This is a genomic window from Enterococcus hermanniensis (genome assembly GCF_001885945.1).
Lineage (GTDB): Bacteria > Bacillota > Bacilli > Lactobacillales > Enterococcaceae > Enterococcus_A > Enterococcus_A hermanniensis.
In genome coordinates this window covers 79,165-102,512 of sequence record NZ_JXKQ01000006.1, presented here as the reverse complement: position 1 = coordinate 102,512, position 23,348 = coordinate 79,165, and the positions used below count along the sequence as shown (strand labels likewise).

General features: G+C 38.9%; 23 protein-coding genes and 1 pseudogene. 9 read left to right on the top strand and 15 right to left on the bottom strand.

Features of this window, described 5'->3' with window-relative positions; all coding sequences use genetic code 11:
• Positions 1–142 precede the first annotated feature (142 nt).
• The 10 genes from RV04_RS08360 to RV04_RS08315 form a co-directional block, all read right to left on the bottom strand.
• A complete protein-coding gene (locus RV04_RS08360; protein ID WP_071858001.1) occupies positions 143–1,096 on the bottom strand; it encodes an ABC transporter permease in 954 nt (317 codons plus the stop codon).
• Positions 1,096–2,226 (bottom strand): ABC transporter permease, encoded by a 1,131-nt coding sequence (locus RV04_RS08355; RefSeq protein ID WP_071858000.1) that lies wholly within the window; start codon positions 2,224–2,226, stop codon positions 1,096–1,098. The genes RV04_RS08360 and RV04_RS08355 overlap by 1 nt, the downstream gene beginning before the upstream one ends.
• On the bottom strand, positions 2,219–3,754 hold the full coding sequence (locus RV04_RS08350) for an ABC transporter ATP-binding protein (RefSeq protein ID WP_379953039.1): 1,536 nt from the start codon (positions 3,752–3,754) through the stop codon (positions 2,219–2,221). Before RV04_RS08350 ends, RV04_RS08355 begins: the two co-directional genes overlap by 8 nt.
• 196 nt (positions 3,755–3,950) lie before the next feature.
• Positions 3,951–5,045 (bottom strand): BMP family lipoprotein, encoded by a 1,095-nt coding sequence (locus tag RV04_RS08345; RefSeq protein WP_071857998.1) that lies wholly within the window; start codon positions 5,043–5,045, stop codon positions 3,951–3,953.
• A 61-nt stretch (positions 5,046–5,106) separates the two neighbouring features.
• Positions 5,107–5,499, bottom strand: coding sequence for a cytidine deaminase (locus RV04_RS08340; protein WP_071857997.1), 393 nt, complete (start codon positions 5,497–5,499; stop codon positions 5,107–5,109).
• Positions 5,500–5,550: 51 nt separating this feature from the next.
• Entirely contained in the window at positions 5,551–6,213 is a 663-nt protein-coding gene (gene deoC / locus RV04_RS08335) for a deoxyribose-phosphate aldolase (RefSeq protein ID WP_071857996.1), read from the bottom strand.
• 64 nt (positions 6,214–6,277) lie between these two features.
• Positions 6,278–7,579 carry a pyrimidine-nucleoside phosphorylase gene (locus tag RV04_RS08330; RefSeq protein ID WP_071857995.1) on the bottom strand — a complete coding sequence of 434 codons (1,302 nt, stop codon included), beginning with the start codon at positions 7,577–7,579 and terminating at the stop codon, positions 6,278–6,280.
• 138 nt (positions 7,580–7,717) lie between these two features.
• Complete coding sequence (locus RV04_RS08325) at positions 7,718–8,734, bottom strand: LacI family DNA-binding transcriptional regulator (RefSeq protein WP_071857994.1); 1,017 nt, start codon at positions 8,732–8,734, stop codon at positions 7,718–7,720.
• Between the two features lie 153 nt (positions 8,735–8,887).
• Entirely contained in the window at positions 8,888–9,487 is a 600-nt protein-coding gene (locus RV04_RS08320) for a class I SAM-dependent methyltransferase (protein WP_071857993.1), read from the bottom strand.
• Between the two features lie 4 nt (positions 9,488–9,491).
• Positions 9,492–10,073, bottom strand: coding sequence for an SGNH/GDSL hydrolase family protein (locus RV04_RS08315; RefSeq protein WP_071857992.1), 582 nt, complete (start codon positions 10,071–10,073; stop codon positions 9,492–9,494).
• 505 nt (positions 10,074–10,578) lie between these two features.
• Here RV04_RS08315 and coaA point away from each other — a divergent pair.
• The 3 genes from coaA to RV04_RS08300 all read left to right on the top strand — a co-directional run bounded on the left by coaA (position 10,579) and on the right by RV04_RS08300 (position 13,531).
• Positions 10,579–11,502 (top strand): type I pantothenate kinase, encoded by a 924-nt coding sequence (coaA, locus tag RV04_RS08310; protein ID WP_071857991.1) that lies wholly within the window; start codon positions 10,579–10,581, stop codon positions 11,500–11,502.
• A gap of 55 nt (positions 11,503–11,557) precedes the next feature.
• Positions 11,558–13,126 (top strand): glutamine-hydrolyzing GMP synthase, encoded by a 1,569-nt coding sequence (guaA, locus tag RV04_RS08305; protein WP_071857990.1) that lies wholly within the window; start codon positions 11,558–11,560, stop codon positions 13,124–13,126.
• A gap of 93 nt (positions 13,127–13,219) precedes the next feature.
• Complete coding sequence (locus RV04_RS08300) at positions 13,220–13,531, top strand: MazG-like protein (protein ID WP_071857989.1); 312 nt, start codon at positions 13,220–13,222, stop codon at positions 13,529–13,531.
• Positions 13,532–13,591: 60 nt separating this feature from the next.
• Here the strand turns inward: RV04_RS08300 and RV04_RS08295 are convergent, their stop codons facing one another.
• The 3 genes from RV04_RS08295 to RV04_RS08285 are packed head-to-tail and all read right to left on the bottom strand — an operon-like array spanning position 13,592 to position 15,685.
• A complete protein-coding gene (locus tag RV04_RS08295; protein WP_071857988.1) occupies positions 13,592–14,053 on the bottom strand; it encodes an S-ribosylhomocysteine lyase in 462 nt (153 codons plus the stop codon).
• Position 14,054: 1 nt separating this feature from the next.
• A complete protein-coding gene (locus RV04_RS08290; RefSeq protein ID WP_071857987.1) occupies positions 14,055–14,714 on the bottom strand; it encodes a methyltransferase domain-containing protein in 660 nt (219 codons plus the stop codon).
• 17 nt (positions 14,715–14,731) lie between these two features.
• A complete protein-coding gene (locus RV04_RS08285) occupies positions 14,732–15,685 on the bottom strand; it encodes a PLP-dependent cysteine synthase family protein (RefSeq protein WP_071857986.1) in 954 nt (317 codons plus the stop codon).
• A gap of 437 nt (positions 15,686–16,122) precedes the next feature.
• Here RV04_RS08285 and RV04_RS08280 point away from each other — a divergent pair, with 437 nt between their 5' ends.
• The 4 genes and pseudogenes from RV04_RS08280 to RV04_RS08265 all read left to right on the top strand — a co-directional run bounded on the left by RV04_RS08280 (position 16,123) and on the right by RV04_RS08265 (position 19,817).
• Positions 16,123–16,455 carry a hypothetical protein gene (locus RV04_RS08280; RefSeq protein ID WP_071857985.1) on the top strand — a complete coding sequence of 111 codons (333 nt, stop codon included), beginning with the start codon at positions 16,123–16,125 and terminating at the stop codon, positions 16,453–16,455.
• A 133-nt stretch (positions 16,456–16,588) separates the two neighbouring features.
• Complete coding sequence (locus tag RV04_RS08275; protein WP_071857984.1) at positions 16,589–17,614, top strand: LLM class flavin-dependent oxidoreductase; 1,026 nt, start codon at positions 16,589–16,591, stop codon at positions 17,612–17,614.
• A gap of 363 nt (positions 17,615–17,977) precedes the next feature.
• The gene (locus RV04_RS13405; RefSeq protein WP_071857983.1) at positions 17,978–18,487 is read left to right on the top strand and encodes a cell division protein; all 510 of its coding nucleotides are present in this window, start codon (positions 17,978–17,980) and stop codon (positions 18,485–18,487) included.
• Positions 18,484–19,817: pseudogene (locus RV04_RS08265) on the top strand (glycosyltransferase family 2 protein). The gene RV04_RS13405 and the pseudogene RV04_RS08265 overlap by 4 nt, the downstream one beginning before the upstream one ends.
• 39 nt (positions 19,818–19,856) lie before the next feature.
• Here the strand turns inward: RV04_RS08265 and RV04_RS08260 are convergent.
• Complete coding sequence (locus RV04_RS08260) at positions 19,857–20,789, bottom strand: LysR family transcriptional regulator (RefSeq protein WP_071857982.1); 933 nt, start codon at positions 20,787–20,789, stop codon at positions 19,857–19,859.
• Positions 20,790–20,904: 115 nt separating this feature from the next.
• On the opposite strand from RV04_RS08260, the gene RV04_RS08255 reads away from it, so the two are divergent.
• Entirely contained in the window at positions 20,905–22,059 is a 1,155-nt protein-coding gene (locus tag RV04_RS08255; RefSeq protein ID WP_071857981.1) for a cobalamin-independent methionine synthase II family protein, read from the top strand.
• Between the two features lie 49 nt (positions 22,060–22,108).
• Here the strand turns inward: RV04_RS08255 and RV04_RS08250 are convergent, their stop codons facing one another.
• Complete coding sequence (locus RV04_RS08250) at positions 22,109–22,534, bottom strand: effector binding domain-containing protein (RefSeq protein WP_071857980.1); 426 nt, start codon at positions 22,532–22,534, stop codon at positions 22,109–22,111.
• A 381-nt stretch (positions 22,535–22,915) separates the two neighbouring features.
• On the opposite strand from RV04_RS08250, the gene RV04_RS08245 reads away from it, so the two are divergent.
• Positions 22,916–23,344 (top strand): MarR family winged helix-turn-helix transcriptional regulator, encoded by a 429-nt coding sequence (locus RV04_RS08245; protein ID WP_071857979.1) that lies wholly within the window; start codon positions 22,916–22,918, stop codon positions 23,342–23,344.
• The last annotated feature ends 4 nt before the right edge of the window (positions 23,345–23,348 follow it).

The window sequence follows — 23,348 nt, the reverse complement described above, 5'->3', positions numbered from 1 at the left end:
TAACCCGTAAACTAAAAGCCTTTACAATTATTTCAATGAAACAATCACTTATAAAAATAAAATCTGCCACTGTGATTACTAAAAGAAAAAGGGCGTGACTAAGTAACTTGTCCCATAGTCCCGCCCTTTAATTACAAAAGAATTATTTTGTTTTGATATAATTGACACCATCGGCTTTTGGCGCAGCTGATTTCCCTAAGAAGAGAACCAATACGACAATCGTCAAAATATATGGTGCTGATTGTAAATACACATCCGGAATCTGTGAAATAACTGGTAGGTTGGAACCGGCAATACTCAAGTTTTGTGCAAAACCGAAGAAAATTGCTGCTCCCATTGCTCCCAATGGATTCCATTTACCAAAGATCATCGCTGCAAGTGAGATGAAACCTTGGCCGGCAATCGTTGTTGCTGCAAAACGTCCAGCAATCGATTGTGCAAAGACTGCACCACCCATACCGCCTAAGAAACCTGAGAATAAAACACCTGCATAACGTAAAGCATACACGTTGATTCCCAAAGTATCAGCCGCTTGGGGATTTTCTCCGACAGAGCGTAGACGTAAACCAAAACGTGTTTTAAAAATAATGAACCATGAAAGTACTGCAATCAAAATAGCGAAATACGCAGGCAAACTTGTATTTTTAAAGAACAATTCGCCGATCACAGGAATTTTACTTAAACCGGGAAAATCAAAATAACCAAATTGTTGTTGAATCGTGTCTGTTTGGCCTTTTCCGTAAATTACTTTAATCAAGAAAATCGTTAATGGCGGTGCTAATAAATTCATCACCGTACCGCTGATGATATGGTCTGCACGAAAATTGACCGTTGCTACAGCATGTAATAGTGAAAATACCATCCCGGCTAAGCCGCCAACTAACACACCCAACCAAGGGGTCATCGCACCAAATTGATCTGCAAAAGCCAAGTTGAAAACAACTGAACTGAAGGCCCCGACAACCATGATACCTTCTAATCCTACGTTTACGATTCCGCTACGTTCAGAAAACACACCGCCCAATGCTGTCAAGATAAGCGGTGCTGAATATACAAGCGTTTGAGCAATAATTGAAGCTAACAAATCCATATTCATTAGACTTTGCCCCCTTTTTCTGATTCTTCGTTCGGAGCAGCTTCTACTTCTTGAACTTTTTCAATTTCTTTCTTGCCGCCCATTACTTTTGCAAGTCCTACACGAACAATATAATTAATTGCTACGAAGAAGATGATCAATGGAATGACACTATTTGCTAGTTCACTTGGAATGCCTGAGAACTGCATTCCTTGGCCACCGAGCTTCAAGACACTAAATAATAATGCGGATAACAAGATACCGATCGAGCTACCGTTACCTAGTAGTGACACAGCCATACCGTCGAATCCGATACTGATAGAAGTGCCTTGAACAAAATAGTTCATAAATGTTCCTAGTCCATAAACAACGCCACCAAGACCTGCTAATAAACCAGAAATAATCATTGAAATAATAATTGTTCGTTTACTGCTCATCCCAGCATATTCTGATGCAAATGGGTTAAGTCCTACCGAACGAATTTCAAAGCCTAATGTTGTTCGTTTCATCAAGAACCAAACAAGAACTAAAAAGACTAACGCTAAAATGATCCCCATATTGACCCGTGATCCACCAAATAAATTAGTTAACCATGGTTCTCTTAATGAAGCATTTAGACCAACAGCTTTCGTCACCCCTTTATTTGCAATAATGTCTGGGGACATCACATGATTGACGATATGATTTGAGAAGTACAAAATCACATAGTTCATCATGATCGTAACAATAACTTCACTTGTTCCGAAGAAGGCCCGTAATACGCCTGGAATAGCGGCAGCTCCTGCCCCGGCTAAGCCACCCGCAATAATTGCTAATGGTAAAACCACGATTTTAGGTGCATCCGGCATGCTTAATGCTACCCAAATACTTGCGACCCAACCACACAACGCTTGGCCAGAAAGTCCGATATTGAAAAATCCAGCCGAGTTTGCCACTGAAAACCCTAATGCTGTAAAAATAAGTGGGCCTGCAATTACTAAAATCTCACCGATTGACATCGTGCTTTGGAAAGCAGAGCTAAACATCGCATTGTAGCCATCGATTGGATTGAATCCAAAAATTGCCATCAAGATGGCTCCAAGAATAAATCCTAAAATAACTGAAATAATTGGTACTAAAATATTTCTAATACGCTCTGAGCGATCATTCATTTGTCTCACCAGCCTTTGCTAATTCTGCCCGCGCTTCTTCTAAACTGTAACCAGCCATTAATAGACCCAATTCGTTTTCAGAAGTTTCTTTCGGATCAACGATCCCAACGATCTCACCAGCATGGATCACTGCGATCCGGTCTGAGACATTTAAGATTTCATCTAATTCAAAACTTACTAACAAGACACCTTTTTGTTTGTCACGTTGTTCTACTAGACGTTTATGAATGTACTCGATCGCACCGACATCCAAACCACGTGTTGGCTGTGAAACAATCAATAGATCTGGATCACGATCAACTTCTCGCGCAATAATAGCTTTTTGTTGGTTACCACCAGAAAGCGATGCTGCTGGGGCTTTCTCACTTGTTGTCCGCACGTCATATTCTTCAATCAAACGCTTGGCATAGCGGTCAATCTCTCCATAATTTAAAATCCCACTCTTACTAAATGGTGCATGGTAATAAGACTGCAAAGCGATATTTTCTGACAATGGCAGTGGTAAAATCAAACCGTATTTATGACGGTCTTCTGGTACATGTCCTACGCCTGTTTCAGTGATATGTCGTGGTGATTTACCTGTGATATCTTTACCATTGATAGTCACTGAACCACTTTCGACTTTTCGTAATCCCGTCAACGCCTGAATCAGCTCAGATTGCCCATTGCCATCGATTCCAGCAATTCCGACGACTTCTCCACGGTGAACCTCTAATGACAAATGCTTAACCGCCTCAAGTCCACGGCTTTCTTTTACAACTAAATCATTGATTGAAAGAACTACTTCACCTGGAACAGCAGGTATTTTATCTGTTTTAAATGAAACAGAGCGTCCCACCATCATATCGGCTAATTGTTGTGAGCTGACATCCTTCACATCAACCGTTCCAATATATTGCCCACGGCGGATAACGGAACAGCGATCGGCTACTTTTTTGATTTCGTCTAATTTGTGAGTAATCAAAATAATTGATTTGCCTTCTTTGATTAACCCGCCCATGATCGTAATCAACTCATCGATTTCTTGCGGAGTTAATACTGCAGTCGGCTCATCAAAAATCAATACGTTTGCTCCACGATACAAAGTTTTCAAAATTTCGACCCGTTGCTGCATACCTACCGAAATATCTCGGATGTACGCATCCGGATCCACTTTTAAGCCGTATTCTTCGGATAAACGAACGATTTCTGCTTTGGCTTTCTTTTTATCTAGCATGCCGTTTTTACTCGGCTCACTACCTAAGATAATGTTTTCTGTGACGGTAAAAGCATCAACCAACATGAAATGTTGATGGACCATTCCGATTCCTAATTGATTGGCTCTAGTCGGACTTGAAATATCGACCTTTTGTCCGTCCATTAATATCTCACCAGAAGTTGGTTGTAACAAACCTGACAAAACATTCATTAATGTCGACTTTCCAGCGCCATTTTCTCCTAAAAGCGCATGAATCTCGCCTTTACGAATCTGTAAGTTGATGTTGTCATTTGCTTTAAACGTCCCAAACTGCTTGGTGATGTTTCGCATCTCGATGACATTTTGTTCTTCTGCCACTTTTTTTCACATCCTATCGCTTTTTAAATCTGACGAAATGTTGCAACGCTAAGGGCGTTCTTCCCTTAGACAAATCTCACTCAAAGTGAAACTTGTCTAAAAAAAGAAAATTTATTTTAAAAGAGAACCATAACCTCATAAGTATGAGGCTATGGTCAAATCCTAAAAATTATTTTTCAGGTGTTTCTGGAACTTTGACACTACCATCGATGATAGAATCTTTTGCTTCTTTAACAGCATCTTTTGCTTTATCTGAAAGGTAACCATCGGTTAGAGATACACCGCCGTCTTTCAAACCATAAGTTAAGTGTTCGCCGCCAGGGAATTTATCTTCTAATGCACGAGTAGAGATATCTTGAACTGCTGCACCTACACCTTTAAGTGAAGATGTTAAACAGAAGTTACTTTCTTTACCATCTTTAGAAGTGTATTTACCTTCTTTTTGTTGATCGCTATCTACACCAATAACCCAAACTTTATCTGCTTCGTCTGCTTTTTCATTACGAGCTTTTGCTTCAGAGAAGACCCCTTGACCTGTACCACCTGATGCATGATAGATAATATCTGCGCCACTATTGTACATGTTAGCAGCTAAGGCTTTACCTTTAGCTGGATCACCAAATGAAGCCGCATATTGAACGTCTACAGAAATATCTTTATCTAATTTTTTAGCAGTATCCGCTACACCTTTTTCAAAACCAGCTTGGAAACGGTCGATAACGGCTCCTTCTTCACCACCGATAAAACCAACTTTGTCAGTTTTAGTTGTTTCAGCTGCTGCAACACCTGCTAAGTAAGCTGCTTCTTGGTCTTTAAATGTTGCTGAAGCGACATTGTCTTTACCTTCAATAACTGAGTCGATAATAACGAAGTTTGTATCTGCATTTTGATCTGCTGCTGCTGAGATTGGATCCGCTAGTAAGTAACCAATCCCGAAAATTGTTTTGAATCCATTAGTAACGGCTTGTGAAATATTTTGTTCATATTCAGAAGCATCATTTGATTGGATATAGTTATATCCGCCGTTCCCTTTTTTGATATCATGATCTTTACCCCAAGCTTGAAGTCCTTCCCAAGCTGATTGGTTAAATGAACGGTCGTCCACGCCACCAATATCTGTTACGATCGCAACACTATGTTTTGAATCTTCTTTTCCTGAACCGCCTGAAGAATCAGTTGAACTGCTGCCCCCGCCGCAAGCTCCTAAAGCTAACAATGCTGCCATTGCTACGGTACCTAGGCCAAATAATTTTGCTTTTTTCATTTCTGTAAAGCCCCCTAAATATGATTTTTTTTCAACAGTGCGATGACTGAATGAACTTGGTTTATAAATCTTTGTCGGTAAATGAATATGGCAGTAAACCTTCAACGGTCATTTCTTTTACGACACCGTTGTCACCAACTAAGGTTACTGGCATTGATGGGTCACAGAACTCTGCCATGACTTGGCGACAAGCGCCACATGGAGAAATCGGTTCTGGTGTATGCCCTGCAATCACTAAATGACTAAACTCTCTTTCACCTTCTGAAACAGCCTTGAAAAAAGCTGTCCGTTCAGCACAATTTGATAAGCCGTAAGAAGCATTCTCAATATTCAATCCTTGATAGGTTTTACCGTCTTTTGTTACAAGACATGCACCAACTGGAAATTTTGAATAAGGAACATATGCTTTATCGAGCGCGTCGACAGCAACATCGATCCATTCTTGTTTATTCATGTGCCCGTTCCTCCTGGTTCATCATACTCTTTGTTTCTTATCTAAAAACTTTTAGTAGCCATTACCTGTAAGACCGTTCATGATTGCTACACCCGAGCTTGCTCCTAAACGTGTAGCACCTGCTTCGATCATTGCTTCTGCTTCTTTAGTATTGTGGATACCACCAGAAGCTTTAACACCCATTTCAGGTCCAACTGTTGCTCGCATCAATTGAACATCTTCTACCGTAGCTCCACCGGTTGAGAAACCTGTTGAAGTTTTGACAAAATCAGCTCCTGCTGTTTTTGCTAATTCACAAGCTTTTATTTTTTCTTCATTTGTTAGTAAAGATGTTTCGATGATTACTTTAACTAACGCTTTGTCTTTCGCGGCAGCAACGACTGCTTCGATATCTTTTTGAACTTTTTCAGTATTTCCAGCTTTTAATTCGCCGATATTAATGACCATATCTACTTCATCTGCACCATTTTCAATTGCATTCTCTGCTTCAAATGCTTTTGTTTCAGTAGTTGTCGCACCAAGAGGGAAGCCGATTACAGTACAAACTGCTACAGGTTCGCCTTGTAATTCTTTAGCTGCTAATGATACCCACGTTGGATTGATACAAACAGAGTAAAAACGATATTTTTTTGCTTCTTCAATAATTTTCATAACATTTTCTTGTGTTGCATCCGCTTTTAAGAGCGTGTGATCGATCATTCGATTGATTTCCATTGCTAAGTCCTCACTTCGTTTTATTATAATATACTTTTTATTGTTATAAAAAAGTTTTAATTACCTATTCTGTAATAATATCGTGGATCAAAATTGGTTCTTTCGGAATATCTCCAATTGAAATATTCTCATAAAGTAACTTCTCAACATCCCTAACTTCTTGTGTATTCGCATAGATCGTCAACAAAGATTCACCTTCTGTGACTTGATCGCCAACTTTTTTGTGTAACTTGATACCGACTGCGTGATCGATATCATCTTCTTTTGTTTTTCGTCCAGCCCCTAAAGTCATTGCAGCGATCCCGATTTCATTTGCAACTAACTTAGTCACATATCCAGATGATTTTGCAGGTAGTTCGATTTTATATTTAGCCGTTAGAATCTTTTCTGTATGATCAATCACGCTTTCGTCACCGCCTTGATCTTTAACCATCTCACGGAATTTTTCTAATGCTTTGCCTGAATGAAGCGCGTCTTCTAACATCAATCGGGCCGCTTCTAACGAATCTGCTTTTCCAGCTAGTACTACCATCTGGCTTCCTAAGACATAGCACATTTCAGTTAAATCTTTAGGACCGTTCCCTTTTAGAGTATCGATTGCTTCAACAATTTCTAAGCTGTTCCCGATAGCTTCTCCTAATGGTTCTGACATATCTGAAATCACAGCCATTGTTTGACGACCTGCTAAGTTACCAATTCTAACCATCGTTCTGGCCAAACGTTTCGCATCTTCAATGTCTTTCATGAAGGCACCGTCACCGGTCGTTACATCTAATACGATGGCATCCGCTCCAGCAGCGATTTTTTTACTCATGATCGAACTAGCAATCAATGGAATTGAGTCCACGGTTGCAGTCACATCTCGTAGGGCATAAAGTTTTTTATCAGCAGGAGCTAAGTTCCCTGACTGGCCAATGACGGCCACTTTACTCTTATTAACGATATCAATAAATTCTTGTTCTGATAATTCAATTTTGAAACCCGGAATCGCTTCAAATTTATCAAGTGTACCACCAGTAAATCCTAAGCCTCGTCCAGACATTTTTGCAACGGGGACACCCACACTTGCAACAAGCGGTGCCAACACGATTGTTGTCGTATCTCCTACACCACCAGTCGAATGTTTATCGACTTTGATCCCTTCAATTGAAGACAAATCAATAATTTCACCTGAATTCGCCATAGCTAAGGTCAGCTGAGAAATTTCTTCATCCGTCATATCTTGATAAAAAATAGCCATCAGTAAAGCACTCATTTGATAATCAGGAATGCTCTCATCGGTATACCCTTCAATAATGAAATTAATTTCTTCCTTTGATAGGGCTTTTCCGTCTCTTTTTTTCTCAATCAAATCTACCATTCTCATAGGTTTTCCTCCATGCTTCAAATTTATTATACAATAAAATGGCGAAAGGTAAACCACTTTAGTAAAACAGTTTACCAACCAGAGAAGCGTTTTCTGTTAGCGCTACCATCGCTATCATAACGGGTAGTTAACCCGTTGTCAACCCTGCTTTATTTTTTTTACACTCTCACGAATAATTAATTTGGTTTGGAATATTTTATTCGGAATTCGCTGAGAAGGAAAATTAATCGCATCTACCAAAAATTTGGCTGAAGAGAACCCAATTTCAAAACTCGGCTGAAAGACAGTTGTTAATGGCGGCACCATGTATTGGCTCACTTCCAATCCATCAAACCCGACCACTGAAATATCTTCTGGAATTCTCAAACCGGCTTCATAGATTGCCTGATAGCAGCCAATCGCCATTTCATCATTTCCACAAAATATTGCCGTGATTTTTTTGTTTTTCAAGACTTCTTTCGCTGCGTGATAGCCACCGGCAATGGTCAATTCACCGGAACAAATATAGCTTTCATCGAATGGTAATTGATATTCAAACACAACTTGTTGATAGGCTTTTACCCGTTCAGTCAATTGATAATAGCCTTCACTCTCTTTCAACATACCAATATGACGATGTCCTTTTTGTACCAACATTCGTAATAAGTCTTGAGCTCCCGCATATTCTTGCACCAATAATTGACCCCAGTCACGATCATTTAATCCACGATCGATCAAGACGATTGGGTGGCGACGATAAAAATCACTACCTAATGCATGATCCTTATCAAGTCGGTTCGGCGTAGCCATCAAGATACCATCTACTGAACGATGCGACAATTCATTCAAGTAGCGATTTTCTTGTTCTAGTTCATGACGAGAATTACATAAAATAATCATATAGCCTAATGGATTGAGGTAACTCTCAACACCTTCGATCACTTTAGAAAAGAAGAAATCCGTTACATCAGGTACGATCATTCCAATAGTTTTCGAATGACGATTAATCAAATTCGCTGCAAAAAAATCAGGTTTGTATTGGTACTCATCCACGATTTCCATGACTCTTCTATGTGTCTGTTCGCTGAAACGACTTCCTTTATTATTTAAAATCTGTGAAACTGTCGTCACAGAAACGCCTGCAAGTTCAGCAATTTGTCTGATGGTAATTTTCATTTTGGACCTTCTTCCTCCATTTTTTTTAAGTGTAGCAAAGGCAAAAATAGAAAGAAAGCTTTTTTCTTTAAAAGGCGTTTCAGATACTGACCAAATAACTTTGTAAAATAAAAAAAGCCTATCTACTAAAAAACGAGTAGATAGGATCTAGATTTATTCTTTGACACTGCGAATGATGTAATAGCCTTTGTCTTTGGCGATGATTTCCGCATTGCCGAAAACTGCTTCCATTTTACTTTTGGCACTAGGTGCGCCTTGTTTCTTTTGGATCACGATCGTTAAGCTACCGCCAACTTTTAGTAGCGGTGCTGCATCACTCAAAATCTGATGGACAACTTTTTTCCCTGCACGAATCGGTGGATTGCTGATAATCGCCGCATATGTTTGCTGGTTCAACGTTTCATAGATATTGGATTGGTGGATATCCGCTTCGATACCATTACGTTTGGCATTGCCTTGCGCCAATTCAACCGCTCGATTATTAACATCAATCATTTCAACGGGGCGTTGGGTTTGATAAGCCAAAGCTAACCCAATTGGCCCATAGCCACAACCGACATCTAACAATGTTCCTTCTGGTAATTCTGTTGCATCGAAATGTTCGATCAAAACACGCGAACCGTAATCGACGGTTCCACGAGAAAAGACACCACTATCGGTAACGAAGTGGAAGGTATTACCTGCAAGTTCAAACGACCATTGATGTAGATCGTGTGCTGTTTCAGGATTTTCTGAATAATAATGATTTGCCATAATTTTACCCTTCTGCTAATAATTTTTCTTTGATATCACGAGCAATCAAGGCCCCTAAAAAATGGTAGCCTTCCATTGAAGGATGAATTCCGTCTGCTGCTTGGATAAACTCGTTTGGTTCAGGATAGACTGTCATGTGGTGATAAAGATCAATCACATTAACTCCCGATACTTCTGCTACTTGTTTCGCTCGTTCGGCAAAAATTTGTTGTCGTTCATTGTCGCCGTCCGTCCTGATTGCGGTGTTCACGTAGCCTGGTGTCAATAAAATGATTTTAGCGGCATCAAACGAACGAAGCATTTGTTCGATATTTTCGCCAAAAAGATCAACACTATTTTTGAGGTTCAATGAATCATTAGTACCAAAGGAGATTACCACAAAATCGCCTTCTGCTTCCACTGCTTCCTCAATTCTTTTTACTCCATCAGAAGATGTCTCACCTCTTTGGCCCAATTTTATTAACTGATAACCTGGAAATCCCATCTCACTTAGTTCATCAAGAATGTATTGATCTAAAATATCGCTTGTTTCACCATTCATGACGCCTGTTAGCAAGCTATCCCCAAATAAAACGATTTTTTTCATCCTTGCGTACCTACTTTCTGATTGTTTTATTTATTTTCGGTAATTTTTGACTATCCTTTTAACAAAGAATTCTTCTCTATCATAGCATGAAATGCTTCGATTATTCAGTTAAATAGTATCGAACGTAAGGTTACTATTTGGCTTGATTTCAGCTCATTTCTTAATATCTCAAAAGTTTTTTCACATTCAATTAAAAAAATGATGAAACTCCTACTATTCTAATAGCTTTTTAGGGTTTTTTTCGGATACAATGAGAGATAATACTTTTTAAATAGAAAATATTCGGATATCTTGACAAGCAAGCGCTCTTTGAAGAACTTTTTTATGTTAGAATAAGCGCAGTTATCAATGATGTCTATTCCGCTCTTCGTAAACCTTTATGACAGGCTAAATAATATCAAACATCACTATAATTAATGGCCTTTATAACAGATAGACGGAATAAAAAATAGTATTTCATTTTATCCAAAATTGAAGTACTTAGTATATGAGTATGGAGGCTGCTATGAACGAAAGAGGGAATTATTATCGGATTGCCCGGGATGATTGGCAAGATTTTTATACCCCGGAGAACACACCGTTAACCCAAGCTGAGTTAGATAGTATCAAAAGTTTGAATGATCGCATCTCTATGAAAGATGTAGCAGATGTCTATGTTCCATTGTGTCACTTGATCCATCTGTACATGAAAGATTTTGAATCGCTGACATTGAGCAAGGGACTATTTTTACATCGTTATGTGAAAATGCCGCCCTTCATTATCGGCATCGCTGGTAGTGTCGCTGTTGGAAAAAGCACCACCGCTCGTTTATTACAGACCTTATTGAGCCGTTTGTTCAAACACCAAACCGTTCAATTGATTACTACTGATGGTTTTTTGTATCCCAATGCGATTTTAGAAAAACGCGGGATCATGGATCGTAAAGGGTTTCCTGAAAGTTACGACATGGAAAAATTGATCGATGTCTTGAATGAAGTAAAATCCGGTAAAGAAAATATCCCGATCCCGACTTACTCCCATGATGTGTATGACATCGTTGAAGGCGAATATGAACTGATCGATTCACCAGATATTTTGATCGTTGAAGGTATCAATACTTTGCAGCTCCCTGCAAATCAACAAATCTACGTCAGTGACTTTTTTGATTTGTCGATCTTTGTTGATGCTGAACCAAAAATGATCGAAAGATGGTACTTAGAACGCTTTGAGTCTTTATTAGACACAGCTTTCAAAGTTCCTGAGAATTATTATTATGATTACGCCATTGGTGACCGCAAAGAAGCCCTTGCAATGGCACAAGATGTTTGGAAAAATGTTAATTTAAAGAATCTGGAAGAGTATATCTTGCCAACCAGAGGCCGAGCTGATATCATCTTGCACAAGGCAAAGCATCATATCATTGATGAAATCTATTTGCGTAAATACTAGCTTATAAAGAAAGCTTGCTTTCTTTTATAATATAACTTGAAAAGGGGTAATAATTGTGACAAACATTTCTACTGAATTAACAAATGTAGAAAAAATTATCGTACTTGATTATGGTAGCCAATATAACCAATTAATCACTCGTCGTATCCGTGAATTCGGTGTTTTTTCAGAACTAATGAGCCACCGCATCACTGCTGAAGAAGTCAAAGCCATCAATCCAAAAGGAATCATCCTTTCTGGTGGACCAAATAGTGTCTATGATGACGGTGCCTTCTCGATCGATCCTGAGATCTTTGAATTAGGAATCCCTGTTTTAGGTATCTGCTACGGCATGCAATTAATCACTTATAACTTAGGCGGTAAAGTTGAACCTGCCAAAAATCGTGAATACGGACAAGCAACCTTAGAAGTACTTTCTGATAACGCTGTTCTTTTTGCTGACACACCTAAAGAACAAACCGTTTGGATGAGTCATGGCGACTTAGTCACTAAAGTTCCTGAGGGTTTTGAAAAAGTCGGCACAAGTAAAGATTGCCCAATCGCAGCGATCCAAGATACAACCCGCAACTTCTATGGTATCCAATTCCACGCAGAAGTCCGCCATTCAGAATACGGTAATGACTTGTTGCGTCACTTTGCCCTAGATGTTTGTCAATGTAAAGGCGACTGGACGATGGATAACTTTATCGACATGCAAGTAGCTAAAATCCGTGAACAAGTCGGTGACAAAAAAGTCTTACTTGGCCTTTCTGGCGGTGTTGACTCAAGTGTTGTCGGTGTGCTTTTACAAAAAGCTATCGGTGACCAATTAACATCGATCTTCGTAGATCATGGTTTATTACGTAAAAATGAAGGCGAACAAGTCATGGAAGCATTGGGCGGAAAATTCGGCTTAAACATCATCAAAGTCGATGCCAAAGATCGTTTCTTAAACAAACTTGCTGGCGTTTCTGATCCTGAGAAAAAACGTAAAATCATCGGAAATGAATTTGTTTATGTCTTTGATGATGAAGCAACAAAACTTGCCGGTGAAGAAGGTATTTCATTCTTAGCCCAAGGGACGCTTTACACTGACGTGATCGAATCTGGTACTGAGACAGCTCAAACAATCAAATCGCACCACAACGTTGGTGGTTTACCAGAAGATATGCAATTCGAATTGATCGAACCGTTAAATACATTATTTAAAGATGAAGTCCGCGAATTAGGAACACAACTTGGCATGCCTGACTCAATCGTTTGGCGCCAACCATTCCCAGGACCAGGATTAGGTATCCGTGTGCTTGGTGAAATCACTGAAGACAAATTAGAAATCGTGCGTGAATCAGATGCGATCCTACGCGAAGAAATCGCCAACGCTGGTCTTGACCGCGATGTATGGCAATACTTCACTGTCTTACCTGGCATCCGTTCAGTCGGCGTAATGGGCGATGGTCGGACGTATGATTACACAATCGGTATCCGCGCCGTTACTTCAATCGACGGGATGACAGCTGACTTTGCCCGTATCCCATGGGATGTCTTGCAAAAAATCTCTGTCCGCATCGTTAATGAAGTCGCACATGTAAACCGTATCGTGTATGATATTACGAGCAAGCCACCAGCAACAGTTGAGTGGGAATAGACTTTCGATAAAGCCAGTCAGTATTGACTGGCTTTTTTTATCGCCTTAGCTATACTGCTAAGTATCAGAATATTTTAGGAAGGAGCTGACTTTATGGACATCAAAGAATTAGCTGAACGTAGCAATGGGATTCGTTCACGTTATCATGAGTTAGAAGTAAAACATCATCAAAGTGAATGGTCAATTGAAGAAGATCTGTTAGCACTTTCAAATGATATTGGAAATCTCAATCGCTTAACGATGACGAAATTAGCTCGTTATTATGATGAGACACCGTATACTTTGGAACAAAAATTGGCTGAGAACATTTGGTGGTTAATAGAACTTTCTAATCGTTTGGATATTGATATCGAAGCAGAATTAGAAAAATTTTTGACTGATAAAGAGAAACAATTAGGCTTATAAAATTTTCTCCAGAACAAATAAAAAGCCGATACTCGCTTAGAGTATCGGCTTTTTGCTTGCTTAGGCTGGATAAACGTTGCCCCATTCAGCACGTTTAGCTAAAAATTCTTGTGCTAATTCTTGTGCACCTTCTAAAGTATGGCTCGCTGCCCATCCACATTGAACAGGATTGCTAGCAGGCACTTCTGTTGCTGTTAAAACATCTTTCATTGTTAATTCTAAAACATCCATCACTTCATCGATGTTGTCATGATTTAAAACAGTTAAGTAAAAACCAGTTTGGCAACCCATCGGTGACCAATCGACGATATAGTCAGCGTGGTTACGAATCAATTCAGCTGTTAAATGTTCTAATGAATGCAATGATGCCATTTCCATATGTTCTTTATTTGGTTGTTTGAAACGAACATCGTATTTTACGATCAAGTCACCATTTGCGCCGGTCTTTTTGTCAGCTACACGGATATATGGTGCTTCTACTTTCGTATGATCCAAGTTGAAACTTTCTACGTTCATTCTCATTTTATTTCTCTACCTCCGTTGATTTTTCTGCGACGACTAACCAAACAAAGCGATTCATTTGGCGAAAGCTTGTTTGAAAGCCGTTAGTGCTAAAATAGGCTTCTAACTCAGGGATGAGTGGATAATACTCACGCTCAAGGTCGGCCGCTAGTTCGGTTCGATTATGCGCCTTTTCAGCTGCTACGATTTCATTATAACCTTTTTTCGACAAAAACATCGTATCACCAAAAATAATCTTCCCACCAATCGGCAGCAGTTGATTATAACGATGGATCGCCCGTTCTTTTTCGCTAGCCGTCAAGTGATGAAAGACTAGATTTGAGACGATCGTATCGATTTTTTCTGGAAGTACTGGAAAAGCTTCCATGTCACCCGCTAAAAAAGGAACATCTTTAAGCGCAGATTTTTGTTGCGCAATGTTCAGCATTTCTTGTGATGGTTCCACCGGATAAACGGTCTTGCCTGCAGCAAGTAATTTCTCCGTGAGATTGCCTGTTCCACTACCAAACTCTAACACAATTTCACCAGATAATGTAGTGATTTCCTCGAGAATCCGCCAATAGCCTGCAAAGACTTCTCGGTATTCTGGATTGCCTCCATTTACTTCATTATCATAATCTGAGGCCCATTCCTCAAAAATCGGCATAAACTCTAAACCCATCAAATTGTCTCGCTTTCTTATTTTACTGGATGTGCGGCCATATAGTTTTCGCGTGTGTAAATATCTTTTGATAGATAACGATCCCCTGCGTCAGGAAAAATCGTAACGACTTGACTGCTGTGGGGCAATTGACGAATTTCTTCTAAAGCTGCTACCATCGCTGCACCCGATGAACTACCGATCAGCAGCCCTTTTTCTTTTGCCAAACGCCGTGTCATCGCAAATCCCGCCTGATCACTGATCGTCGCATACTGAGTAATCGGTAGATCAGTCAAAAATTCGGGAATAAATTCCACTCCGATACCTTCGATTTCATGCCCATGGCTTTCTCCTCCATTAAGGATCGAGCCTTCTGGTTCCACGCCAATCAAGCGAATGGTTGGATTTTTTTCTAATAAATATCGAGCGACTCCGCTAAATGTACCGCCACTACCGATACCAGCAACAAAGCTGCTGATTTCTTCGCCAAGATCTGTCACTAATTCGGGACCGAGTGTTCGATAATAGGCTGCTGGATTCGCTGGATTTTCAAATTGTAGTGGTAAATAACTATCGGGCAACTCAGCATGGATTTCTTTGGCTTTTTTGATGGCACCAATGATTCCCGCTTCAGTCGGAGTGTGAATGATTGTGGCCCCTAATGCACGCATCAAAGCTTGTTTTTCTAAACTAAATTTTTCTGGTACGATAAAAATCGTCGGAAGACCGGCAACGACGGCTGCTAGCGCCACCCCAATCCCGGTATTTCCAGCTGTCGGTTCAATGATTGTGGTCGTTTGTTTTATTTTGCCACTATTAAATCCTTCTTTGATTAAATACTCCCCTAGTCGGTCTTTGATACTTCCACCGGGATTCAAGTATTCCAACTTCGCATAAATCGCTGAGCCTTCAGGAATCTCCTCAAAATCCTTCGCTGTAAAACGTAATAAAGGTGTTTGCCCTATCGCTGCTTGGATCGAATCTATAATCATAATGAACTCCTTTAATTAATTTTTTAGAAAAACAAAAAAGGCACTGACTATTAATCAGCACCTAGACACTTCGCTAAATTGAACCTAGAAAACGAGCTTTTTTCTAGTTCTCAAAACGACTGAATGTTGGGCAGTTAATAGGCATGACAAAATGGTGTACTGCTTTACGCACCACACAACAACAGCAAGATTCAGTTACGTTATGATTGCTGATTGTCATTTCTATTTCCTCCAAATCCATTCTAAAACGTTTTCGTTATTGCAAGAAAATTAACACAGCTAAAATTATCTGTCAATAAAAACACTCCACTAGTAGATAGATCACTTCAAAGAAATTAGGCCTTTGACGAATAATTTTCGTTGCTAAATCTGAAATTTTTTTGTATAACAATAATGAATTATCTTTTTGGGTTAGACAAGAAAGGAAGTCCTAAAAAATGTATTCATTGGTTCCTGAGAATATGTATGAAGTAGAAGAAAAGCTCAATTATTTCAAAGAAAAAGGTACACCAATTACTGAAGAAGAGATCATCCGTCAAGCTGTCCGTGACAATAGCCAACAAATACTAGATGGTTATCTAGAAGGTCCTTATTGGAAAGCTAGTTGGAAAACAGAGGATACCACCCTTGCCTTCTTTGATATCATGAATAACGAAGTCGGTACGATCGATAGCCTCTCTGGTTCATTCATCGAAGATTTTAGGAACAGTGCACCAAATTTGATCCGTCGTTTGGCGGAAAAAATTCAAAAAATCGTCAATACTCATTGATCAAAGAGCTGGGACAAAAAATTTGTCCCAGCTCTTTTTATAAATCAATTCTTCGCTTTTTTTGCGAAAGCATAGTAAAATTATTTAAACTTATTAAAAGTAAGTAAAAATACTTTCAAGGAGGATCTTCCTCATGAAGAATCTTGGTTTTTTAAGTTTTGGCCATTGGATGGATCAAGGATCATTGGTCAAAACAGCTAGCGATGCTTATCTACAAGCCATCGATTTAGCAGTAGCAGCGGAAAAAATCGGCATCGACGGCGCCTATTATCGGGTCCATCATTTTGCAGATCAAAGCGGCTCCCCATTTCCCTTACTATCAGCGATCGGGGCAAAAACAAATACGATCGAAATTGGTACTGGTGTTATCGATATGCGTTATGAAAATCCTTATATGATGGCAGAAAATGCTGGACTTACTGATATCATTACTCAGGGCCGAGTGCAACTAGGTGTGGGTCGTGGGTCACCGGAACAAGTAATGGATGGTTGGAAATACTTTGGTTATGACTACAGCGAAGATGAGATCAAAGAAATTGCCCGTGATCGGACCTTAGAATTTTTAGATTTGATTGAAGGCAAACCATTTGCTGAGCCAAATCCTCAACCGATGTTCCCACAAAAACCAGGGAAATTACGTTTGGAACCTTTTTCTGCTGGTTTACGTCAACGGATTTGGTGGGGCGCCGGTTCGCAACAAACAGCGATTTGGGCTGCCCAACAAGGGATGAATCTCCAGTCTTCTACCTTAGTGACCTATGAATCCAACGAGCCTTTCCACGTCCAACAAGCCCAGCAATTACGTGCCTATAAGCAAGCATGGAAAGATGCCGGTCACGCTTTTGAGCCTCGGACATTAGTGACTCGATCAATCCAACCGATCACCACCGATTTTGATCGTCAAATTTTCGGTTCTCAAGGTGCAGAGACAAAACAAGATCAAGTAGGTTATCTAGCCTATCATCAAGACCCAACGATTTTTGGTAAAACGTTTGTCGGTGAACCGGATAAATTAGTTAAAGAATTGGCAGAAGATGAAGCAATCAAAGAGGCCGATACCGTTTTATTAACGATTCCGAACACATTAGGTGTGGATTATAATGTCCATATGTTAGAAACGATCGTCAAAGAGGTGGCACCAGAATTAGGGTGGCGTTAAGAATACGAACACTATAAAAAACACTAGTTTTCCTTTAGAGAAAACTAGTGTTTTTTATAGCTCAATAATTAGCATCATTAGTACTATTACTGGTATCATCAATATGGATAGTAAGCGTTCTCCAAAAAGAAGTGAATGTCCTCTTAGTTATTAACGTTCTAAATTTGATAGATAAGCATTAACTGATAAAATTATTGATTCTACAAACTAAAATAATTTATCTATCTGTTTATTTCAAATAACAATCGAGATTAATTAGGCAAAAAATAAAAAAATAATTTGAAAAATAATTATGTGCGTGGCACACTATACTTACTAAACTATTCAAATATCAGAAATTAAATCCAGGAAGAAGGTATAAAAATGAAACGTACACTCAATCGTGAGGAAGCACAAAAAGATTTAGTCTACGATAGTTATTATCAAAAAGGCCATTTTGGTACTAAAATTTTCCAAACTATAGTAGCACTATTGGGCTGGGCTGCGGTTTTCCTACCATTTTTCTGGCTAGCGATCCCTTATCTCTTTCCTGATATGGCAAAACGAGAGCATTTCATCGTTTATAAAGAAGAAATACAAACATTCGATTTCCTCTTTCTCTTTCTAGCCATCATTTTCCTTTTTTTAGTTGTAGCTTATATTTCATTGACCCTTTGGAACAACCATCGGTTCAAAACCTTATTACAAAAGGACATACAATATGATGAAGAACAATTGGATGTTCGGCGAGCTTTACTAAATGATGCCTACGATAAACAGTTTGGACCAGAGGAATTTCGCAAAGAAGTCCGCTATTATTCGGTCAAAGAAGAACAAAATTTAGATACAGATTTTGTTCGTAATTTGTATAAAGAAGGCGGGGTAAAACTATGAGCCTTTTAGTTCATACAGGGAATATCTTTATCGACACGATTTTGACGGTTCTCTTTTTAGTCTTAGTTACTTATCCGATTATCGGTGGTTTTGCATGGTTTATTGGGGTCTTATGTTACACTTTTTTATTTAAATATCGCCAAAAAGAATGGGATGAGATCCCTGAAGAAATCGAACCTTTTGTTACGATCATGGTACCTGCTCATAACGAAGAAATCGTTATTGAAAATACGATCGAATACTTGATGACGAAAATCAATTATGTGCATTACGAAGTTTTAGTCACAGATGATGGTTCTACAGATAGTACGCCAGAAATTTTAGCTCGCCTTCAGAAAAAATACGACAATCTGCGGGTACTACGGATTGAAAAAAATAAAGGGAAAGCACATGCCTTCAACATTGGCTTAGGCTTTGCGAAGGGAAAATTAATTTTAAGTAACGATGCAGATACGGTACCAGAGCCTGATTGTTTGAATCGTTACATCAATTATTTCTTACGCCCAGACTCAACCAATATCTCCGCAATCACAGCTAACATGGATGTACTAAATCGGTCAAAATTGATTGCTAAATCACAGACCGTTGAATTTTCTAGTATTGTCGGGATCATCAAACGTACACAGATCGGTGTTTTGGGAAGCATCTATGCTTATAGTGGCGCGCGAACACAATTTATCGAAAAGATGCATTGATCGATGTTGGTTTGTTTCGTCAAGATCGCGCAACAGAAGATATCAGTATTGCCTGGGATCATCAAATGGATGGTTGGCTTTCACTCTTTGCGCCACAGATCATGTTTTTCATGGAAGTACCAGAATCAATGACGATGCTCTATCGCCAACGAAAACGGTGGGCCAAAGGTGGAACAGAAGTCTGGTTAACCAATTTTAAAAAGATTTTCTTTCATCCATTTCGTAACATTGGATATACTGTTATGTTCATCGATCAAACGTTTAGTATTATCTGGTCTTTCTTTTTCTGGATCTCTTCGGCAATTTTTATTTTTGGTTTAGGACGCTTTTTGATCACCGGGGATATTGAACGGATTTATCACATGTTGACGATGGCTTTTCTTTTTGTTTGTTTTGAGATGCTTTCTGGAATCATCCAATTGATTGCCTCGTTGATCGTAGATGATCGCGGAAGGAAATTTAAATATCTATTTTTTGCTCCGTTATACATGGTCTTTTATTGGATCATGAATGCTTTAACGATCGTCACGACCTTCATTCCAGCTGTCAAAACGATTCTAGGTCTGGGCTCTGGAACATGGAAGAGTCCTGAACGAAAAGGAACAATGAATAATACAGATTCGCAGCAAAAATAAAAAAATCTTAGCTGATTCTTTAATCTCAGCTAAGATTTTTTATTTCGTCAATCCAAAGATTTCAAAGCCATAATTACGGATGTGCTGTTTCAATAGTTCAATATATTCTTGTCCCATCGGACTTAAAGCAATTTTTTTCTGTTTTAAATACCCTAGCGTCATTCGATCATCGACATCTAAGGGAATCGCTACGATTTTTTCATCATTCAGTTCACTACTGATAATTCCTGAACTGATCGTGTAACCATCTAGCCCCACCATCAAATTAAAAATAGTCGCTCGGTCGCTGATTTTAATGTGTTTTTTATGATACATCGTACTTAAGATTTCTTCTGAAAAATAAAAAGAGTTCGTATCTCCCTGCTCATACGACAGATACGTATAGTCGACCAAATCATCCAAGGTAATTTTTTCCTTCTGAGTCAGTGGATTATTTCGACCAACAAAGACATGTGGCTGCGCTTCAAAAAGTGGAATAAATTCCAATTCCTTTTCATTGATCAAGCGTTTCAAGACCATTTCGTTGAATGTATTCAAGTAGATGATCCCAACTTCGCTCTTGAAAGTTTGGACATCGTTCAAGGCGTTTTCAGTGATCGTCTCTCGCAAAGTAAAATCATACTCTTCCCCGCCTACTTTTTTGACTAATTCTACGAAGGCATGGACGACAAAAGCATAGTGTTGAGCTGAAACACTAAAAATTTGTTTACGGATCGTTGTATTTTTGAATTTCGCATTCAACAAATTTACTTGATCTAAGATTCCCCGAGTATAATTGATAAATTCTCGGCCTTCATTCGTCAATGTCATCCCGGTTTTACTGCGATAAAAAAGTTGAATCTGATATTCCGTTTCTAGCTCTTTGATTGCTTGTGTCAAACTAGGCTGTGAAATAAATAACTGTTTGGCTGCTTCATTCATCGAACCTGTCTCAGCAATTTTTTCTAAATACTGCAATTGTTGGATTCGCAAAAAAGTCCCTCCTTCTAATAGGTATTACCTATAGTTAATTAAAGATAATACGTATTATTTATTATAACCAATTTTTGATACGATAAGTGCACAAATTGGTAGGGGGAATTCTTCAATGGCAAAATCAAAATTTCAATTAGTTGGCTCACTATTACGTCCACAAAATTTATTGGATTATAAAGATCAAATCCAAGAACGTGATGATATCACCTATCCTTTCTATAAGGACTTCGAAGGGTATCAAGAAGTTGAAACGAAAGCAATCACACAAATCATCCAGGATCAACTTGATCACAAGATCGATGTGCTAACAGATGGTGAGTATTCCAAATCAATGTGGCACCTAGATTTTATTTGGGGACTTGTAGGGATCGAGCGTTTTATCGCGGACCACGGCTATAGCTTCAAAGATTTTGATGGCGATCATTTTGAGACTCGTAAAGACATCGGTATTCGGATTGTTGCACCTTTATCAGGTAAAAACCATCATTTCATCGATATTTTTAAAGCAGTCAAAGCACAAGACCAAGGCAATGATGTCAAAACAACCGTTTGGAGTGTTGCCCATGCCTTTACAGAACTCTCTGTCTTCAATGGTTTATATGGGGAAGATCAAATCTATAAAACAAAAGAAGAATTAAAAGCTGGTTTGATCAACGCTTATAAAGAATTCTTGACTGAATACAAAGCTTGCGGCGGTGAAATCGTGCAATTTGATGATTGCTTATGGGAACTGTTTGATTCTAGCAACAAAGACAGCTTTTTCGCCGAAGGAAATGTGGACCTTGTTGGGTTGGCACAAGAATTTGTGACAGTCAACAATGAGATTATCGACTTTGGTCATGAGATTGGACTGAAGATTTGGACCCATAACTGTCGTGGCAACTATGAATCTCGCCATGCTTCCGGTGGAACATATCAAGCCATTGCTGAAAAATTCTTAGGTGAACAACACTACGATCGCTTCTTCTTGGAATGGGACGATGAACGTGCGGGGGATTTATCTGCCTTGAATGTGTTAGCTGAAAAAGATCAAGTAGAAGTCGTACTTGGATTATTATCAAGCAAAACCAATACGTTAGATGATGCTGATCGGGTATTACAGTACTTAGAAAAGGCCAGCAACATTATTCCCAAAGAACGTCTTTTCTTATCTCATCAATGCGGTTTTGCTTCTTGTGATAGCGGAAATAATTTAACTGTAGATGAACAATGGAAAAAAATCGATCAAGGACAAGAAATCGCTGCTGAATTCTTTGGTCGCAATTAAAACAATCTCATCATTAAAAAAGCTGCCAATATATGGCAGCTTTTTTGGTTTATTTTTTTTGCACGGGCAGATAGAGTCTAAGTTTTCCAACTGCTGTATATTCTTCTAAATTATAATTACCCAACAACTTCACGGTCTCATCTTGCATCAACTCACCGTAGCACTTGCTGATTTCCTGATCTAATTCCACTTGATCCTGATAGTCTAAATCAAAATATGCATATGTTCCTGCCGGTAATAAAATTTCTGAAGGTCGGGTTTTGGTCAAATCTTTATTTCCGATCAAATAACATTGGTCCCCATCGATCAATGCATTCACAACAAATAAATCTTCCTCGATTTTTGAGGCATATTCTTCTTTGGCTCGCATTTTTTGCTGACTGATCCCAATCAATCCTTCGCCTGAATCTGATGTATCCAATGTGGTGATCCATCCATGGATCACCATGGATTCTCGCTCAATCGTCTTTACCATGATGAACACCTTCTTCCTGATATTCTTAATCCAAAGAAAACAAGTAGCTTATTGCCATATAACTACTATAAGCGCCTCATAGATACAGCACAATAAAAACGCTTGCAAAAACTTGTTTTTAAAAATGATCCAAAAATAGTTGGCAGTAGCGCTCATTTATTCAATGAACGAAAATCACTGGTACTTTCTACTATTTTTGGGGAAATGATACTTACTTTTTAGCTTTGATCAATTGCTAAAAAGCCAATCATCATCCTATCTACTGCTATTTGAGTTCAGTGATCCAGTAAATAGTTGCACCCGCAACTTTTTTCTTCTATACTGTACTGTGTTTGTTTTTATAAACAAAACAGTATCACTCATTTAGAAAGGAACAATCTCATGGATTCTTTAACTAAAATGGTTAATCGGATCGCTAGACTCTCGGCGTTGTATCGCGAGCAAGAATTTAAAAAGCTGGGTTTGGGCGAAATGCATCATGCGTATATCTTAGGTGTGTGTAATCAACCAGGAATTTCGCAGGAAGAATTAGCTTGTAAGATTTTCATTAATAAAAGCAATGTGGCTCGCCAACTTGCACAGCTTGAACAAAAGGGTTTCATCACTCGGAAAAGTGATAAAAAAGATGCGCGTAAATTGCAAGTATTTCCCACTGAAAAAGCTCTAGCGATCGAAGCAGATATTCGCACGATTTTAACTGATTGGAACAACCAGTTGCTTACTAGCATTCCGTTGGAAAGACAAGAGCAACTTTCCATTGAGTTACATCAAATCATGGAACAAGCAGAAGCTATCATGTGCCCTAAATAAAGCG

Bases quoted from the DNA above. Each gene is read 5' to 3' on its own strand.
- RV04_RS08360 (WP_071858001.1), bottom strand. From the start codon at position 1,096: ATGAATATGGATTTGTTAGCTTCAATTATTGCTCAAACGCTTGTATAT.
- RV04_RS08355 (WP_071858000.1), bottom strand. From the start codon at position 2,226: ATGAATGATCGCTCAGAGCGTATTAGAAATATTTTAGTACCAATTATT.
- RV04_RS08350 (WP_379953039.1), bottom strand. From the start codon at position 3,754: ATGCGAAACATCACCAAGCAGTTTGGGACGTTTAAAGCAAATGACAAC.
- RV04_RS08345 (WP_071857998.1), bottom strand. From the start codon at position 5,045: ATGAAAAAAGCAAAATTATTTGGCCTAGGTACCGTAGCAATGGCAGCA.
- RV04_RS08340 (WP_071857997.1), bottom strand. From the start codon at position 5,499: ATGAATAAACAAGAATGGATCGATGTTGCTGTCGACGCGCTCGATAAA.
- deoC (WP_071857996.1), bottom strand. From the start codon at position 6,213: ATGGAAATCAATCGAATGATCGATCACACGCTCTTAAAAGCGGATGCA.
- RV04_RS08330 (WP_071857995.1), bottom strand. From the start codon at position 7,579: ATGAGAATGGTAGATTTGATTGAGAAAAAAAGAGACGGAAAAGCCCTA.
- RV04_RS08325 (WP_071857994.1), bottom strand. From the start codon at position 8,734: ATGAAAATTACCATCAGACAAATTGCTGAACTTGCAGGCGTTTCTGTG.
- RV04_RS08320 (WP_071857993.1), bottom strand. From the start codon at position 9,487: ATGGCAAATCATTATTATTCAGAAAATCCTGAAACAGCACACGATCTA.
- RV04_RS08315 (WP_071857992.1), bottom strand. From the start codon at position 10,073: ATGAAAAAAATCGTTTTATTTGGGGATAGCTTGCTAACAGGCGTCATG.
- coaA (WP_071857991.1), top strand. From the start codon at position 10,579: ATGAACGAAAGAGGGAATTATTATCGGATTGCCCGGGATGATTGGCAA.
- RV04_RS08300 (WP_071857989.1), top strand. From the start codon at position 13,220: ATGGACATCAAAGAATTAGCTGAACGTAGCAATGGGATTCGTTCACGT.
- RV04_RS08295 (WP_071857988.1), bottom strand. From the start codon at position 14,053: ATGAGAATGAACGTAGAAAGTTTCAACTTGGATCATACGAAAGTAGAA.
- RV04_RS08290 (WP_071857987.1), bottom strand. From the start codon at position 14,714: ATGGGTTTAGAGTTTATGCCGATTTTTGAGGAATGGGCCTCAGATTAT.
- RV04_RS08285 (WP_071857986.1), bottom strand. From the start codon at position 15,685: ATGATTATAGATTCGATCCAAGCAGCGATAGGGCAAACACCTTTATTA.
- RV04_RS08280 (WP_071857985.1), top strand. From the start codon at position 16,123: ATGTATTCATTGGTTCCTGAGAATATGTATGAAGTAGAAGAAAAGCTC.
- RV04_RS08275 (WP_071857984.1), top strand. From the start codon at position 16,589: ATGAAGAATCTTGGTTTTTTAAGTTTTGGCCATTGGATGGATCAAGGA.
- RV04_RS13405 (WP_071857983.1), top strand. From the start codon at position 17,978: ATGAAACGTACACTCAATCGTGAGGAAGCACAAAAAGATTTAGTCTAC.
- RV04_RS08255 (WP_071857981.1), top strand. From the start codon at position 20,905: ATGGCAAAATCAAAATTTCAATTAGTTGGCTCACTATTACGTCCACAA.
- RV04_RS08250 (WP_071857980.1), bottom strand. From the start codon at position 22,534: ATGGTAAAGACGATTGAGCGAGAATCCATGGTGATCCATGGATGGATC.
- RV04_RS08245 (WP_071857979.1), top strand. From the start codon at position 22,916: ATGGATTCTTTAACTAAAATGGTTAATCGGATCGCTAGACTCTCGGCG.